Source organism: Nostoc punctiforme PCC 73102 (genome assembly GCF_000020025.1).
GTDB lineage: Bacteria > Cyanobacteriota > Cyanobacteriia > Cyanobacteriales > Nostocaceae > Nostoc > Nostoc punctiforme.
In genome coordinates this window covers 243,248-259,279 of sequence record NC_010631.1, presented here as the reverse complement: position 1 = coordinate 259,279, position 16,032 = coordinate 243,248, and the positions used below count along the sequence as shown (strand labels likewise).

Below are 16,032 nucleotides of genomic sequence, written 5' to 3'. Positions count from 1 at the left end.
TACATTTTACCGATCACCATTTTGCACTAAATGAGACACATAATAGGCTTCGTCTCAGGCTATATTAAATTTAACCAAGCAAACTTACCAAGTAATCACAGTATTTTTACGTATTTATTAGAAAAAGCTATTGCTAAATTAATTTCTCATTGTTTTAGCTAAAATTTTGCTTGAGAGCTGAAAGTTTGTTAGCACTTGTACCCATGTCCCCCACTATTTCCATAGTCATACCTGTTTACCTCTCTTATCGATACACTCCTGTTCGCTTGTAAATGCTGATTGATGAGTGGCGATCGCACTCATGGGAGGAATTAAAGTGTGTGGGGTAGTTTACAAAAACGTCTCCAATGTACGTGAGATAGATTGTAGTGCAAGTTAAGAGTCTGTTCTTTAGTCCAACTTCAGGTGTTACAACTAACAGACATAATCTAAAAATAATGAGAATTTAACCTACGTAAATACCACAGTTAGTTATTATCCTGTTGTGTTTTTAGCTCGGAATGCAAACGGACTACTGGACTTACGAGGTTAAATTAGACCTAGTGTTATTTAATTTTTGGCGCAAAGTTTATCGTAATGGGTGGTTGACAGGAGTAGTAATAGTTTTACTAATTACCTTCAACACGTTATTTAGTGCAAAAGGTGCAACGACTGTTGAAGGTTTTGAAACTGGCTCAAAAGGCAGTTATGCTTCCTCTGATGTCACCCTCAGCACAGGTCTTTGGAATTTAGATGATGCCTTGATTGGTAATCTTACCAGTGATGCAAAAAGCGGTACACAATCTGCACGTATCCGCAACAGTGGTAAAGTCTCAATGAAATTTGACCGCAGCACTGGTGCTGGTACAGTTAGCATTAAACACGCAAAGTTTGGTTCTGATGGTAGTACCAATTGGCAGTTGTGGTGTTCAAGTAATAGTGGTATTTCATGGTTACAAGTAGGTTCAACAGTCACAACTAGTTCAACAACTTTACAGACTGCAACTTTTACGCCTAACATCTCTGGCACATCTCGCTGTGAAGTCCGCAAGAGTGATGGTACTACCAACAGAACTAACATTGATGATATTACCATCACCGATTATGGTACTTCAGGTGGCGGCGGTAGTACAAGTGTACACCTAACAATGGGTAATCCCAGTGGTGCTGGAGCTTCAGATATAAACAATTATTTGCTGGATAAAGCGCAGTATGCAGTTGGATACAATTGTTCATTAGGACGAGCCAATTGGGTATCTTGGCAGTTGAATAGTAGTTGGTTAGGAAGCACACCAAGACAAGATGACTTTCGTGCGGATACTACCTTACCAGCAGGATGCTATCAAGTTCAATCTACCGATTTTAGTGGTAGTGGATTTGATAGAGGACACATGACCCCTTCAGGCGACCGGACTAGCACAGTTACGGTTAACTCCAGCACCTTTTTGATGAGTAACATGATTGCACAAGCGCCTGACAACAATCAGGGGATTTGGGCTAATTTAGAAGATTACGCTAGAACTCTGGTTAGCCAGGGGAAAGAACTCTACATTATATCTGGTGGATATGGCGTAGGTGGGACTGGGAGCAATGGAACTTTTAGCACGATTGCTGGTGGTAAGGTGACAGTTCCCAATCGCACTTGGAAAATTCTTGTTGTCTTAGACACTCCTGGGTCTGGAGTCTCTGGTGTCACAACATCTACAAGGGTGATTGCAGTTAACATTCCCAACGCCCAAGGGGTTCGGACTGCTGACTGGAGAAATTACCGAGTCAGTGTTGATTCACTGGAATCTTTAACCGGATTCGATTTTTTATCACTTGTTTCAACATCTATTCAATCTGTAATAGAAGCACAAGTTGATAATTTGTAAGTTTCGCTAATTTCAAAAACGAGAAAGTCTACCCACTTAATTAAGTGGGTAGACTTGCAATTTGCTCGCTAAGTTTCAATAACTTTTGTTGAGATTCCTGCTAAGTCTTCATCTAAAGTTTCCCCAATAATATAGACATCAATATTTCTTGTGCCTATGCGATAAACCTTGATTGACTTTAGATTATCTTTCAAGGATTCAACAAGTGTTTTAAATTTCTTAACATCTGATTTCTGCAATTCATTATGCCACTCTTGTTCAAAGGCACAATTCCTAAAAAAATACTCTAATTCAACTTCTTCTATTGGCGAATCTTGAGGATGCCCTGTTAGTTGGAGAAGTTTTTGAGCGGTTATTGGTTCTTGAGCTTGATTAGTCCATAAAAAAACTTCAAAAGGATACTCTGATTCGCTCATCATTAACAAACCATCGGAGGCTTGTTTAAGTTTTTCCGTAATCTCGTTAGTCATAAAATTTATTTATGGTTATGAGCATTGGTTTTTGAGTTTGCCAATCAGAGAATTAAGATTGATTTGAGTGGGCCAACCTTGAGGAACTACAGCAGAATTATATCCTCTATCTTTCAATCCTTGAATAAATTGGTTGCGGATGTATGCAGTATCAAAAGTCCCAAGCCCATCAAAATAAACATCAGTTAGGTGAGCAGGGTCTAAAGCCATTTCACCTTTATATACTGCACCATCATTTGAATCATCCCAACCCCAAGGGGTATTAGCAGAATTTGTACTGCAAGTAGGTGTACCAGCGCCACACCCACCACTCGAATCTCCCTTGAAAGTTCCCCAACTAGCGAAAGTCAACGCAGAAGAACTTGATAAAGAGGCTTCATTTAATTGATGTTGCCACATTTCATTATTAGCAAACACATCAAGCAATTGATATTGCACATCGCGGTCATTCCCCGAAGCAGGAAGTTCTGCTGTAGTACCATTCGGATAGTAAATAATCCCATCCTCGCTACTTGCACCCTTAAAGTTTCCAGCATAAGGCCAAGCTTTTAATCCATGACCTTTAGCTTCTTGAGTTGTTAATGGGTGCAATGAACCACTGTAACTATTCATTGTCAGTGTGCCATCAATACTTTCTGCACCATTGCGTAAAGGACTACCAGTTGGAGTGTAAGAGTAGAAATCGTTATGAAATACAGTGACAACACCTTCTAATTTACCAAAAGCTGAACCGTCCTTACGGACAATTGTAAGTAAACCCTCTAAATCATTTTCGTGTTCTTGATCGAAAGGAATATCAGTCCAATCTTGAGGATGGTAAAAGGAATATGTAATGAACCAATGAGTACAAGTTTCAGCTACAGAATAGTAAGCATGAGCAGAAAGTGGAAAAAGGATGAGGTTATCCCAGTTATTTGTACCTCGCCAATCGTTATCGTAATCAAATCGTGTAATGTAGTCTCCACTATACTTGGTGCTGTCTGTGTCTTGATAGTGAATAGGAGCATGATATAAAGCTAAAGCTAAATCAGTGGTGGATTGAGCAATTACTTTTGTATCGCTTAAAATACTAATTACTATTGCTACAAGCAGTCCACAAGCCACAAGAAAAAGTTTTTTGAAACTCATTCAGTTTTACCTTTGCTCATCAACAAGATTCAGTATAAAAGCCAATATTTAAGAATTGGTAATGACTCAGGTGATTCGTGCGATTATAAAGTTAAGATTTGTGTTAATACTCAATTATTAGCGAGATGATTATGAATAAGAGACTTTCAATTCAAAAAATCTATTTCATAACAAAAAATTCCCTTAAGTTTTCTTTATTGACAATATTCTCAACAATCCTGATTTGGCAGCACCCAGCTTTTGCTTGGAATAAGTCTGGACACATGGTTTCAGGAGCGATCGCTTACAGTGAACTTAAGCAAAGTAATCAGCAAAACCTTGATAAAGTTGTGGCTATTTTAAAAGAACATCCCGAATATTCCAAGTTTGAACAACAGTGGAACTCTCTTAATCAATCTAATATATCTCCTGAAGATAAAAACTTGTACTTGTTTATGTGGGCAGCAAAATGGGCAGATGAAGCTCGTGATAACCCAGAATTTAATCATCCAACTTGGCATTACATTAACTTTCCTTATCAACCCGGTAGAGCTTCAAACTCGATTCCCCGTGAAATCCCTGATGAAGAAAATATTATATTTGCTTTCCAAAAAAACCTTGATGTTGTTAAAAGCAATGCCAGTAACAGTGACAAAGCAGTTGCAATATGTTGGCTGTTCCATTTAATAGGGGATGTACATCAGCCATTGCATACTACCAAACTAATAACTAACCAGTACCCACAACCAGAAGGCGATCGAGGCGGTACACGTTTTTACATTAGAGTTAAACCAAATAGCCAAACGATTAGTTTGCATAAATTCTGGGATGACCTAATTCTTGGCAGCGAAAGGTTTCAAGCAGTTCGTAACGCTGCTACTAGCCTTAGATCATCTTACCAACGTAATAAATTACCTGAATTAAGAGAAACTAAATTTAATAACTGGGCGAAGTTGGAAAGCTTTAGAATAGCAAAACAAGACGCATATCTAAATGGAAAACTTTCTGGTAGTAGTGATAAGAATGATGGGAAACTCTTACCAGCAAATTATGCTGCTACAGCTAAACAAATTGCCCAACGTCGAATGAGCTTGGCAGGCTATCGCCTAGCCGATGTGCTAAACCAATTGTTGGGACAGAGGTAAAGTAAACTACACAATTAAGTTTTATCAAACAGAATTCAGGAGCCATGAGCCAGAATTCAGTTGGGTATTCTGAACTTCATAGGGAATAGCGCAGCGTTAGCTCATCCTGGAGCGTCTGAATAAATGGGTTTAAGACCCCCACAAAACTAGAATTTTTGGCGATCTACAATGAGTGACGGGTCAGAATCCCTCACGAGAGGGATTCTGACCGGAGCAACGGAAACGTCTCCGGCTCCGCTCCTAAATTCTAGTGCATCTGTTTTCTTCTTTAATTAAGTTTCATCATCTAACTCAGCTAAAATATTGTCGAGTCTGTCGTTAGTGTCCTTGGCAAGCTGAACACAACAGATTATTACCAAATCTCAGCAATTAGTATGCCTAATAAAATTCGGATGGAAAAAATATTTTATTTTTTAAACATACTAATCGCTGCAATACCAGACGCACCAGCATCAAGACATTTTTGATAATTGTTTTCGTTAATTCCCCCAAGAGCAAAGACTTTCATTTGTGTTGATTTGCAAGCTTGAGTGAGCATATCTAGACCAATACCTTTTGCTTCTGGATGAGTTGGGGTTGCAAAAATTGGTGAAAAAAATACATAGTCTAATCCCTCATACTCTGCCTCTTCTATAGATTTTAATGAGTGACATGATTTTCCAAACAGTACATTATTGCTTTTTGCCTCTGGCATTTTAATTTGGTCTTTTTCTCTAAAATGAAAAGCACTAACTAAAGAAGATTTATAATTTAGAGAAAATGGTAAAATAATTTGCAATATTTTGTAGGATAAATTCTCAATAATTGTATCTATATTTTCTTTATTTGCCTCATATAATCTTACATAACACGAATCTGCACCGTTGCTGATAGCTCTGTTTACCCATTTATTAACTTGAGCAGCAATTTTTGATTTGTCAGAACAAATTATTTCGGAATTCTCTCCTGAGAAAATATCAAATATGGCGATTTTTTTAAAAGGTTTTATTGTTTCTTTTTGGTCAGCCATATCTTAAAAACATTTTTAGCGTAGCGATCGCTATATACTCTACCATTTTCCTTATTCTGGCGACACCAAAGGCAAATGCTCTTAATTGTCAGTTCTGGGCGATAATCAGCTAGTAGCAGGCTCCCCGTAATACCCTTGGAACCGAACCAGCTAAACTTATTTCCAGAAGTGAAACCCACGCCAGTACGCAGAACAGAGGGACTGCTGATGAGCGGTGATGCCCTAAAGTTTCTTCAGAGTAGCTCCAACTGAAGCCGATGCGGAATCTGGAATAAAAAACTCCAAACTTTCAATCGACTCACGTAACATTGCCTGCGCTACCCTTTAGACAAAATCAAAGTAGATGATATGCTTTTTATCATTGCCAAGCATAAGTTAGGTAATGACCATCTCTCCAATAGGCGATGTCTATCGACAAGCCGTTGCACGTCTACGCACAAATTATCCGAAAGCACTAAACTTCAAACATCAATACTACCATGCTCAAACTATTGCCTAAATTTGCAATTGGGATTGCATCTGCTGCTATAAGCAGTGGCGTAATTGCAACAAGTCTTGCCCAAAACTCTACTGTTAGCTATGACTTTACAATTAATGTCACTAAAGGCTCCTTAGCAGGCAAATCGTTCAATGGCAGCTTTAGCTACGATAATTCGACCTTAAAAGGCATTGGAGTTGAAGAGTTGGGAGTTGCTCAAGGATTAAAGGCTTGTTTTAACTATCTTGGACGTAACTATAGCGAGAGTGATGATCGTGACTATCCTACCTTCCCGAAACTAGTTTTTGAGAATGGCTTAATCAAACAATTAGACTTTTGGTTAGAGCCAAAAAAGCGTGTTGTCTGGTGGAATTTACCTGGATGGGAAGTTAAGTATACCCAGCGTAAAGCTTCTGCCCCTACCGCTCTAAATTGCCAAAAACGCTAAAGTGATACCCACGGTAAGCTACGCTAACGCACTTTCTTAGTAGTGTCAGCGACACGGATAGCGTAGCGTAAAGCCTGCGGCATAGCTTCACTTAGAGCGACGCAGGAGCGTCACAGCCCCAAAAAGTAGACATCGCTATCTGTAACATCTGCAATTTAATACTCTCGTTGCATTACTACCGTTACCCTGGAGTTGGCTGAATAACAGCGATGCCTACGGCGGTAAGCTACGCACTGCTCTAGTCTTAAGGAGAACCAGTATTGGACTCTGTTTAGATAACTTGAGAAAACAATTGCTAATGATGAATGTTCCGTGCAGTTAGGATTGTGGTTTCCTAAATTCCAACAACAGATGTCGCAACATGAAGCCATTGTGGAAAACTCTCGTAATCTTAACTGCGATCGCTGGAGCTACCATCATCGCTATCTCGATTTTCCAAAGAACTAACCAGCCATCCATCGCACTTACTGAAGAATGGATAGCTACTCAAGTGGCAGATGGGGACAGCATCACAGTCCGCCAAACCGATGGCAGCCAAATGTCAGTTGAGCTTTGTGGAATTGATGCCCCAGAAATGAAACAAGGTGAAGTGCCAGCACAAGCATTGAGCAATAAAGCAAAACAGAAGTTGCTTAAGCTAGCCGCTGCTGCCAATAACCAACTGATGATCATTCCAGTGGCAAAAGATAGCGATGGGCGCACTGTTGCTGAAGTGATGGCTCGTGGAGAGAGCGATACTGAGATTAGCTTTCAAGAAGAACTGCTTAAAAGCGGCTTGGCTAAAACGCGGCTTGGTGGGGTGGAATGCCCAAATCAAATAGCTTTCGAGAATGCCCAGAGATTAGCGATCGCTTCTAAGACTGGAGTGTGGAGTCAAGACAAACGAAAGTAGCTTTGAAGGTAGAATCAGCACTTCGGTTAAAATTTGTTGCAGATTTCAAGCAGGGTGGTTTCGAGTTAACTGCGATCGCTGGACTATCATCAGCGCTATCTTGATTTTCCAAAGAACTAACCAGCCATCCATCGCACTTACTGAAGAATGGATAGCTACTCAAGTGGCAGATGGGGACAGCATCACAGTCCGCCAAACAAATGGCAACCAATACCTGTAAGATTGAAAGTTAATCTCGTCAGTTATGCTTTTTAGCCGATGAAGATAACCAATGAATGTGAGAATATGGTAGACATTCGAGCCGAAATAGTCCAGCTAGACCGTCAAGTTATTGCATTAATTGGTCAGCGTTTATGAGTAACCCCATTTCACATGAGGAAGAGCCAGACTTTCATTTGTCTATTCAAGAGAGCCTAAAACAGCTTTCCGCTCAATTAGGATCTCCTCTGGATGAAGCATCAGCCATGCATATATACCAGAATGCATCCGAGCTACTCAGCCACCTGTCCCCATCACCCCTTACTTTTGCCCGTGTTGCAGGAACATTACTGGTTTACCAAGTCCAAAACACAGAAGCCGAAGAGATAAAGTGGTTCAATACTCAAATCAAACAATGCTTGAATGAAGAAGAAGTTGAGGAGTTGATTGAATCCATATATCGCACTGATGCCTTGTGATTACTCCCCGTCATTGCAGAGGTTAAACTACAGAAAAACCTGGAAATAGTTCTGTTATCTTTGCTTTGGGTGTAACTTTTTTTGTGCAAGGTAAAGATTATAACCAGCCTTGGCGTGAGAGTGTTCTTCAATGGCAGTCTCAGCAAGAATTTCCTATATGCCCAAATCCTAATAATCCAGATGCCTGTAACGTAACGTTTACAAGGACTTACAGTTCCCAGAGGAGGTATACGAACATACCGCCGAATATCATGGACAAAAGGCAGAAAGTTAATATATCCATAAACTTTGCATCTCCTGATGAAATTTTATAGAATCAGGTTCGGTAAGCTTCTGCACACTCGTATTTGAGGAATAACAACAAACCAATCCTCTAAAACTTCTGCTGTTATCTCATCTTTTTTAATGTGATGGTAGATATATTTAACTGTCACCTCATGGCTTTGGAATTCAAACTGACCAGCTTGAATTCCTTTGTTTCTTAAAAATTCTGTTGCATTGTGAGATAAATAACCGATTTTTTGATTATTGGGTGTAAAAATGCTCCAACCATTTCCAGGAAAATTGGCTTTTAGCTCAATTGGACTACCCTCCATTAAGTTTTTAATAATTTGTTGGTTATTTTGAGTAATCTGAGATCCTAAATTAACATCACCTGGAGTGAAATCAAAGTAATAAACTAATTGAGGAAGTCGAATCTGAGGATAAAGAGTTACTTGAGGAATTAAACCAGCATCTTGTACAAAATTGTTCCTTTGAGTAGAACAAACAATTAATTCTTCTTTGGCACGAGTCATAGCAACATAAAATAGCCGACGTTCTGATTTGATTGTGCCAGTATTAACTAGAAATCCATTACCTAATAGTATGATTTTACGGAACTCTAAACCTTTTGAGCCATGAAAACTAGTAACTAGAACTGACTTGTTTTCTAAAAAAGATTCACCATTTTCATTAAATTCAAAGATAGCAGTTAATATTTCATCAACACTAATGGGCAGCGCAAGATTTTCAGACCCATACCCTCGCTCCCGATCTAAATCTATAGCAATATTGATTAAGGTTCTAACAGTAGGCTCTGTTAGGCTACGACCAGTACGTTCAAAAAAATCCTCAAATCTTTGCTGAACTGATTCTTCAGGATTTAAAACTAGGCTATAGTCTTTCTTTAAAGCATTAATCAGCAGATGAGTAGAACGATTTTTGACTAAAGATATAGTATTATTTTTCAAGGCACAAGTAGAAATATTTTCTTTTTCTAATAGCAATCTTATAAGATTAAGTTCATCCCAGTTGCGTGCTAAAATAGCAATCTCATTTGGGGAAGTACCTGAGTCAAGCCATGTTTGGATTTTATCTTTAATCCAGCCTGCCTGTTGGAATGCGTTATTGAATTTCAAAGCTACAACAGGCTGCCCTTTGGTTCCTTGCCTCTCATAGTTAATATGAATTTGTTCTTCTGGAGCTTGTTTACATCTTTCTGGATTTTTTTGAATTAACTCATTAGCAACTTCAATAATATTTTCTGTAGAACGGTAATTCGCGGTCAACAATAATGTTTTTGCGTTGTATTCATCTTTAAATTGAAGAATATACTTCGTATTAGCACCATTAAATTCAAAAATATTTTGGTCATCATCTCCAATAACGCAGAGATTAATTTGTACTGACTTCTTTTTATCCTCAGATTCATTTAAACCAGAAATTAATTTAATCAAACGATATTCCTTTTCACTGACATCTTGATATTCATCAACGAAGATATACTCCAACTTACCTAACAGTTGAATTCGTCGGGCTTGAATATCATCATCAACATCTTCAAATTCTTCGCCTTTTGCAAGTAGTTCGCAAGCTTCAATTAAAAGCCGATCAAAATTTATTGCCTGAGTTCTACTATATTCACCTACGGTTCGTCCCAACAGTGCTAATGCTAAACCGTGGAATGTAAAAACTCGAATTTGAGATGATTGTTCCCCAAGAATATTTCGCAACCGCAGCCGTAATTCTCTAACTGCATTACGGTTGTAAGCTAAAACTAAAATACGCTTTGGCTCAACTCGCTTAACCTTCACAAGATAAGCAATTCGATGAACAATAGTTCTTGTTTTACCAGAACCAGGGCCTGCTATCACTGCCATTGCTGGGTCTGAAGCTATAACAATTTCTTTTTGAGCAGAGTTCAATGGTTCTACAATCTGCTTATAATCTTCTGGAAGAATTGGTCTGGTAATCTCTTGTGCCGAAATTTGATACTTTGAAATAAATTCTTTTTGATTTGTGCCAAAGTAATCACTTACGAATTGCTGACGCTGTTCTGTTAACTTTAGCTTTCCATATTGCACCATGTAATGAGTGCGGCGAGTCTGCTCTTCATAATGAGCTTCGACTCTAGGATAACGGCGCGTTACTGTGGAAATATTTGCATTTTTTATGACACGAACTTTTAGTGACTGTTGGAATAAATTTAGTCCGTCACTCAATCGAATTATTTTTCTTTGGTGCAGCCATAGAAGAATAACCTCCAACTCTTCCTTATCCCAATCAAGTTTAGTCTGTTGGGTAACTTCAGTAGCCAGCCTTCCCAGTTCATACTTCAGGGGTAATCTTGCCCCTGTTGTATCTGCCAATGCTTGATATAAAACTTCTAATACTGTAGCTGTTAAAATTTTATGTTCAGGTAAATGCTCTGCAACTTTTATATCGCGCAATCGAACCACATCATGAGCTATACGGTTTAACTTCACCCATTTTTGAGCAACCCATCCTTCTAAAATATCTATAATATTGGATGCTCTGATTTTTTTACTATTGTCTGGGTCGAGTCGAGAAGCAAGTCCGCGCAGATTTATTTGTATTTCATTTTCATTACCAAATAGCTCATTAAGTGCATTGAGCAATTGGTCTTCTAGCTGACGAATACGTTCGTGGTTTTTACGGGCATCCCCTCTTACGCCCTTGGTAATCACAAGGGTAATTGGTATTTCAAAAGAACAGACTTCAGCCCTTTGTAGTTCTCGAATTCTAGCAGTCAGGTCATGTAAACTAATGCCAGCTTCATCGCTGAGACGATCTAGGGGAAACGGTTCATCATTAGTACTACAATAAGCTTTAGCAACGTGCATTGCCTGAATCAACCGCTCAAAGTTATCTGCCTCAAACCGAGATAAACTCTTAATCTGATTATATTTCTCAAACTGCTCCATAGACTCTGCAAAAGTATTATGGCTCAATTCAAATTGGATAAAGCTGGAAAAGTTCTCGGCTCTTTCTAATAAACCGAAGTTTTCTAAGTAATGCAAACCTACTTTAATTTTAGTATTTTGCTGTTCTGAATCTTCCCCAAGCTCTTCATCAAAGTCGCCCTCTTGAAAGATTTCATTAGTTGTAACCCAAAACCAATCATCTCTGGCACTCCCAAAAGTGCGATCGCGAATATGTCTGGTTGAGATCAAGACATTTTTCAAATCTTGTTCGCTCAATTGGTTCAAGCTTTGCAAACGAAAAACTGTATCAGCATCTTTTGGGTCAAATAGTAAAGTACAAACTGCTGGCTCTCCATCACGCCCTGCCCGTCCAGCTTCTTGAACATAACCTTCTAAATTGGCACTCATGGAATGATGAATAACTGCTCGTACATCCTTGCGGTTAATGCCCATACCAAATGCACAAGTCGCAGTGATTACGTTCAATTTACCTGATTTGAATTCTTGCAAAACTTCCTGTTTCTTTTCTTTTGCAAGTTTGCCATGATAGTATTTAGCTTTAATATGACTTTGGTTGAGAAGTTCTGCCAGTTTTTCGGCATTCTTGCGTGTAGTAGTATAAACTAGTGTACTACCACCAAGTTTAATAGCTTCTTTAACTTGTTCTAGTAAGACTTGCTCTTTATTCCCTGCTACTGGAATGACCTGAAAAGTCAGATTTTCTCTGGTTATTGCCCCATCAATTGTACGATTAATATTTAACTGATATTGAGCAAATAGCTTTTTAATATCTTCAACAACTTTGACTGTTGCTGTTGCTGTCATCAAAGCTAACAAAGGCATTGCAAGCTGCCGCTCTTGATATAACTCCTGAATAAATTTTGGTATGTAGCGATAATCTGGTCGAAAATCGTGACCCCATTGGCTAACACAGTGAGCCTCATCAATTACCCAAAGGACGGGAGGACGCTGTTCTAGCAATGCCCGAATACTCATTGACCGCAGTTGCTCAGGACTGATATATAGCAAACCTTTGGAACCAAAACGCAGTTCTTCGAGCCGTTGGCGGCGTTCTGCTGCTGAAAGATTACCATTAATAAAGGTGGAAAAGAAAAACCCAGCTTGTTCTAAATCTGCTACCTGATCTGCCATTAATGCTTGTAGCGGTGAAATTACAATAGTCAGTGCTTTGTGCCTTTCATGGAACATGAATGCTGGCAATTGATAGCACAAAGATTTACCACCGCCAGTAGGCATCAGAACAAGTGGACGGTCATTATTAATAATTGCTTGGACAGCTTCTGACTGCAAAGGTCGAAAACTGGGAATTTCAAAATATTCCAAGTAAGAACTGATAGCGAATTCATCTGTACTTAAAGGACGCAAATTCTCAAGTACAGCTTGAAAACCATTTAAATGTCTGAGCCAATCACAAAAAACCTGCTTCGATTCATTGGTATTGCACTCATAGTTCCAAGCCAGTAAACCCGCCACGCATAATCTTATCTCAAAATCATAAGTTTGTGGACTAGACCATAGCTGCTGCAAATAGGATTGATTTATTCTTTTCAACATTGTTTCTGGCAGCATTTCTATGGCGGGTTGTTCAATCTTCAAACCAAGGTGATCGCTGAAAAATTGTTGATATGCAAGGTCTGCATCATCGCAACCACAAGTTAGGAGCCAAATATATATCTGTTGTACTTCATCAGGCTTTTTAAATAGTGCTTCTAATTGTTGACCTAGTAATAATCGAGTTGCCTGTGCGTCTTCTAGAGGATTATTACTTGAATATTCACTTTGCTTATAATATTTATTTAGCTTATGCGAATGCTGTAAGGGGAAAGCGAGTATTGATAGTTCTAAAGTGTCAATTATGTGCCAAGAAGATAATTGCTGTTCTTGCTCAATCAGATAAGGGTAATCAAAGCGGCGGAAGTTATGACCGCACACTGCTAAATTACTATTTTTCAACTTCCTTATTTCTTCGTAAGCTTGATTTAGATTTTCTTGATAAAAATCTTTTGTTAAATTCAGAGATACCAATCCTATGCGGTATATATTATTTTCACTATTAATTTCTAAGTCTAAATAAGCATAAAATAAGTCAATATTGGATAAATCTTGCATGAGAATCCCTGATTAGATTGCTTTTTCGCAATTTCATTTCTAAAAAATTACTAACGGGACTTAAACAAAAATTAAGCCCAAATAAAGCCCAAACTGGCTTTGTAAGCAGCAAATACGTCCCGGTTCAGGGTCAACCAATCAAAAAATCGAAAAGACATAGCTGTTCTAAAAGCATCTATTGCTTCAGTAAACGTGTTCAAAGGTTTGTTAGCCCATCGGCGTCTCAAACCACCTGTCATCTGATGCCAAAGAATAAAAGTATAGGCACAAAAAACTAAGATAAAATGTCGAAGTAGACTTCTTTTATCTCGGACTTGATATTCTTTTAGCCCTAACCAACCCTTCGCTTCTCTATAAAAAACTTCCACCCAATTTCTCTGTGAGTAGGTGTCAACTATCCATTGTGGTGTGACAATTGATGAAGAAATATTAGTAATGAAATAGTCAATATCAGTGGCGAGTGAGAAAGTCTCAGCGTTCATGACGATAGCAATATTTCGCTTTCCACTTAGACCTGATATCTCTACTTCTTTAGTTACTACCCATAATGTTTTGGGCTTATCTAAGTTAAGTCTAATTTCTGTAAAAGCCTCTTGGGGTAAAGATTGTGCTAATTCATCTAGCCTAATTTTTGATTGAATATTATCTTTTTCATTAACTGTTACTTTGCGATTTTTAGCTAATCCACCTAAATACTTTAATTGCCGCTTCTCTAACTCTAATAAAAAGGATGTATTATTGCCGTATCCAGCATCTACAATAACTATTGCTGGTTGATACCTACGGCTTAAAGTTAGGTCTACTAATTTAATTGCTAATTCTGGTTTCTTTTCAAATTCTGGGTCTTGTTTCCCTTCGGCTAAAGAATTAGCGTGCTGATATAGCTCTATATCTAATGGTAAGCTTTTTCGTCCATCATATAGATGTGTTGTTACCACTACTATTCCATTATCTGTTTTGCCTATTTCTCCGATATATTGCCTTCCCACTCCATCCGTAAAATTTCCACTTTTCCTATGCCCAGAATCATCAATGATTAGGCTAAAGCCTCTACTAATTCTCGTCTGGCTACACTTGTTCATGATCTCTAACCGACGCTCATTGACCTGAGAACTCGACCAAGGTGCTTCAGTTAAAAAGTGGTGTAATCGGTGGTAAGTCACCCCTACGGCATTCTCTGCCATTTGAAACAGGTTCTTTCTCTCACTTTCACCCAATAATCCCCCTACATAGTGTCTAAATTCTCTTTTTTGAGCTTTATGAGTAAATACATCATCAAACCGTTGACACCATCTTTCAAAGCATGGGGGCATGGCTGCGGGGGTGGTTTCTTTCATGAGCTTTTTTCGACGTGAAAGCTATGCTAGCTAAGTATTATACTCTTTTTCGCTCTTAACTTTTGTTTAAGTCCCGCTAACTCAACTTACCCTGGCTTTGTTAAAAGATTTTAGCAACAAGTACTTATTTGTCAATAAATAGTACAAAAATACTATTTTAAACTCATGTATGCGTTGCCAATTCTGTTGTGTAATTTGTAGCGTTCGGCTGATGAATTACAATCAAAGTCTTCAAAACAGGGTCTTGTTTTAAGTTTTCCCTCAGCAGTAGCTTTTCTAACATGGCTGATGCTGACCTTTAAAATTCGTAATGCCAACTTCAAGATGATTCGTTTTTTGCGTAAAGCACGAAACTTTAGGTGAATAATATTATCAAACGGTATTTACTTAAGATGAATAAATTGTTGACCGTACGGCAGCATTCAAGACTGGGCAAGGAAGTTTTACGAGATTGTAATTTTGCATCTATAACAGACCAACAAGTTGAGGAATTGAAGCAATCTCTCTGGGAACACGGGGTTATTGTTGTCAGAAAGCAAAAACTGACGGCATCCCAGTTGAAAGACTTTGCCATCCAGACGTTTGGTGACTCAACCCTTGGTCGTCGCCCCAAGCCTCTAGATCCCGAAATCGCTCCAGACTTACAAAGTCCTGGAGTCTCCATTTTAGGTAATCCCAAGGGGCTTTCTGGTGAGGTGGTCGGCAAGGTTGCTTGGCAATGGCATCACGATAAAGACCATCTCCCTAAAACACAGGGACTGGATATGAATGCCCTCTATGTTGTGATGCTTTATGGGGTGTCCATCCCGGACGAAGGAACGGATGGACACCCCCACACCACTCTCTTTCTCGATATGGTGGAAGCCTACCACAATCTCGCTCCCCAACATCAGCAGCAATTAAAACTACTGTCGATGTATCACCTCTCACCTATCTCCCCACAGCCAGGGGTAGAGATTCCTCGGAAATTACATCCAATTGTCTCAACTCACAAAGTAACTGGGCGCTATTGTTTATATTTGGGTTCAGACACTTCGATTCTCAAAGGGCTAGAAAACAAACCAGAAGCTGCTAAACAGTATTGGCAGGAATTGTTTCAGGAGATTCTTTCCTGTACACCAGTTTATGCCCATATTTGGCAAGCTGGAGATATTGTGTTTTGGGATAACTCCCAAGTTATGCATACAGGTATGCCCTACAATCCAAACAAATATAAGCGGATTGCTCTCCGTGTTGGTGTTATGGCCAATAGCTGAAGTTGGAGACAATTGCGGGGTTTG

12 protein-coding genes are annotated in these 16,032 nt (G+C 38.9%); 6 read left to right on the top strand and 6 right to left on the bottom strand.

Annotation, left to right across the window (positions count from 1 at the left end; translation table 11 throughout):
* Positions 1–500: 500 nt before the first annotated feature.
* Positions 501–1,853: a DNA/RNA non-specific endonuclease gene (locus NPUN_RS34690; RefSeq protein WP_012413071.1), complete on the top strand. Its 1,353-nt coding sequence runs from the start codon at positions 501–503 to the stop codon at positions 1,851–1,853.
* A 68-nt stretch (positions 1,854–1,921) separates the two neighbouring features.
* Here the strand turns inward: NPUN_RS34690 and NPUN_RS34685 are convergent, their stop codons facing one another.
* Together NPUN_RS34685 and NPUN_RS34680 are read right to left on the bottom strand one after the other, a co-directional pair.
* The gene (locus NPUN_RS34685; RefSeq protein ID WP_012413070.1) at positions 1,922–2,323 is read right to left on the bottom strand and encodes a nuclease A inhibitor family protein; all 402 of its coding nucleotides are present in this window, start codon (positions 2,321–2,323) and stop codon (positions 1,922–1,924) included.
* Positions 2,324–2,338: 15 nt separating this feature from the next.
* The gene (locus NPUN_RS34680; protein ID WP_012413069.1) at positions 2,339–3,451 is read right to left on the bottom strand and encodes a hypothetical protein; all 1,113 of its coding nucleotides are present in this window, start codon (positions 3,449–3,451) and stop codon (positions 2,339–2,341) included.
* 197 nt (positions 3,452–3,648) lie between these two features.
* Here NPUN_RS34680 and NPUN_RS34675 point away from each other — a divergent pair, with 197 nt between their 5' ends.
* Positions 3,649–4,575, top strand: a complete 927-nt coding sequence (locus NPUN_RS34675) for a S1/P1 nuclease (RefSeq protein WP_234711178.1) — start codon at positions 3,649–3,651, stop codon at positions 4,573–4,575.
* Positions 4,576–4,981: 406 nt separating this feature from the next.
* Here NPUN_RS34675 and NPUN_RS38070 read toward each other — a convergent pair whose 3' ends face one another.
* On the bottom strand, positions 4,982–5,584 hold the full coding sequence (locus NPUN_RS38070; RefSeq protein ID WP_012413067.1) for a thiamine phosphate synthase: 603 nt from the start codon (positions 5,582–5,584) through the stop codon (positions 4,982–4,984).
* The gene (locus NPUN_RS41265) at positions 5,560–5,763 is read right to left on the bottom strand and encodes a hypothetical protein (RefSeq protein ID WP_148220477.1); all 204 of its coding nucleotides are present in this window, start codon (positions 5,761–5,763) and stop codon (positions 5,560–5,562) included. Before NPUN_RS41265 ends, NPUN_RS38070 begins: the two co-directional genes overlap by 25 nt.
* Before the next feature lie 300 nt (positions 5,764–6,063).
* Between NPUN_RS41265 and NPUN_RS34665 the strand changes: the two genes are divergently transcribed.
* The 3 genes from NPUN_RS34665 to NPUN_RS34655 all read left to right on the top strand — a co-directional run bounded on the left by NPUN_RS34665 (position 6,064) and on the right by NPUN_RS34655 (position 8,079).
* On the top strand, positions 6,064–6,510 hold the full coding sequence (locus NPUN_RS34665; RefSeq protein ID WP_012413066.1) for a hypothetical protein: 447 nt from the start codon (positions 6,064–6,066) through the stop codon (positions 6,508–6,510).
* A gap of 361 nt (positions 6,511–6,871) precedes the next feature.
* Positions 6,872–7,402, top strand: coding sequence for a thermonuclease family protein (locus tag NPUN_RS34660; RefSeq protein WP_012413065.1), 531 nt, complete (start codon positions 6,872–6,874; stop codon positions 7,400–7,402).
* A 353-nt stretch (positions 7,403–7,755) separates the two neighbouring features.
* Positions 7,756–8,079, top strand: a complete 324-nt coding sequence (locus NPUN_RS34655) for a hypothetical protein (protein WP_012413064.1) — start codon at positions 7,756–7,758, stop codon at positions 8,077–8,079.
* Between the two features lie 308 nt (positions 8,080–8,387).
* Here NPUN_RS34655 and NPUN_RS34645 read toward each other — a convergent pair whose 3' ends face one another.
* The gene (locus NPUN_RS34645; RefSeq protein ID WP_012413063.1) at positions 8,388–13,415 is read right to left on the bottom strand and encodes a RecQ family ATP-dependent DNA helicase; all 5,028 of its coding nucleotides are present in this window, start codon (positions 13,413–13,415) and stop codon (positions 8,388–8,390) included.
* Positions 13,416–13,486: 71 nt separating this feature from the next.
* A complete protein-coding gene (locus NPUN_RS34640) occupies positions 13,487–14,752 on the bottom strand; it encodes an IS701 family transposase (RefSeq protein WP_012413062.1) in 1,266 nt (421 codons plus the stop codon).
* A gap of 392 nt (positions 14,753–15,144) precedes the next feature.
* Here NPUN_RS34640 and NPUN_RS39730 point away from each other — a divergent pair, with 392 nt between their 5' ends.
* Positions 15,145–16,008, top strand: a complete 864-nt coding sequence (locus tag NPUN_RS39730; RefSeq protein ID WP_012413061.1) for a TauD/TfdA dioxygenase family protein — start codon at positions 15,145–15,147, stop codon at positions 16,006–16,008.
* Positions 16,009–16,032 lie beyond the last annotated feature (24 nt).

What these genes read in the sequence shown, in the direction of transcription:
- NPUN_RS34690 (WP_012413071.1), top strand. Translation starts at nt 501, where the DNA reads ATGCAAACGGACTACTGGACTTACGAGGTTAAATTAGACCTAGTGTTA.
- NPUN_RS34685 (WP_012413070.1), bottom strand. Translation starts at nt 2,323, where the DNA reads ATGACTAACGAGATTACGGAAAAACTTAAACAAGCCTCCGATGGTTTG.
- NPUN_RS34680 (WP_012413069.1), bottom strand. Translation starts at nt 3,451, where the DNA reads ATGAGTTTCAAAAAACTTTTTCTTGTGGCTTGTGGACTGCTTGTAGCA.
- NPUN_RS38070 (WP_012413067.1), bottom strand. Translation starts at nt 5,584, where the DNA reads ATGGCTGACCAAAAAGAAACAATAAAACCTTTTAAAAAAATCGCCATA.
- NPUN_RS34665 (WP_012413066.1), top strand. Translation starts at nt 6,064, where the DNA reads ATGCTCAAACTATTGCCTAAATTTGCAATTGGGATTGCATCTGCTGCT.
- NPUN_RS34660 (WP_012413065.1), top strand. Translation starts at nt 6,872, where the DNA reads ATGAAGCCATTGTGGAAAACTCTCGTAATCTTAACTGCGATCGCTGGA.
- NPUN_RS34655 (WP_012413064.1), top strand. Translation starts at nt 7,756, where the DNA reads ATGAGTAACCCCATTTCACATGAGGAAGAGCCAGACTTTCATTTGTCT.
- NPUN_RS34645 (WP_012413063.1), bottom strand. Translation starts at nt 13,415, where the DNA reads ATGCAAGATTTATCCAATATTGACTTATTTTATGCTTATTTAGACTTA.
- NPUN_RS34640 (WP_012413062.1), bottom strand. Translation starts at nt 14,752, where the DNA reads ATGAAAGAAACCACCCCCGCAGCCATGCCCCCATGCTTTGAAAGATGG.
- NPUN_RS39730 (WP_012413061.1), top strand. Translation starts at nt 15,145, where the DNA reads ATGAATAAATTGTTGACCGTACGGCAGCATTCAAGACTGGGCAAGGAA.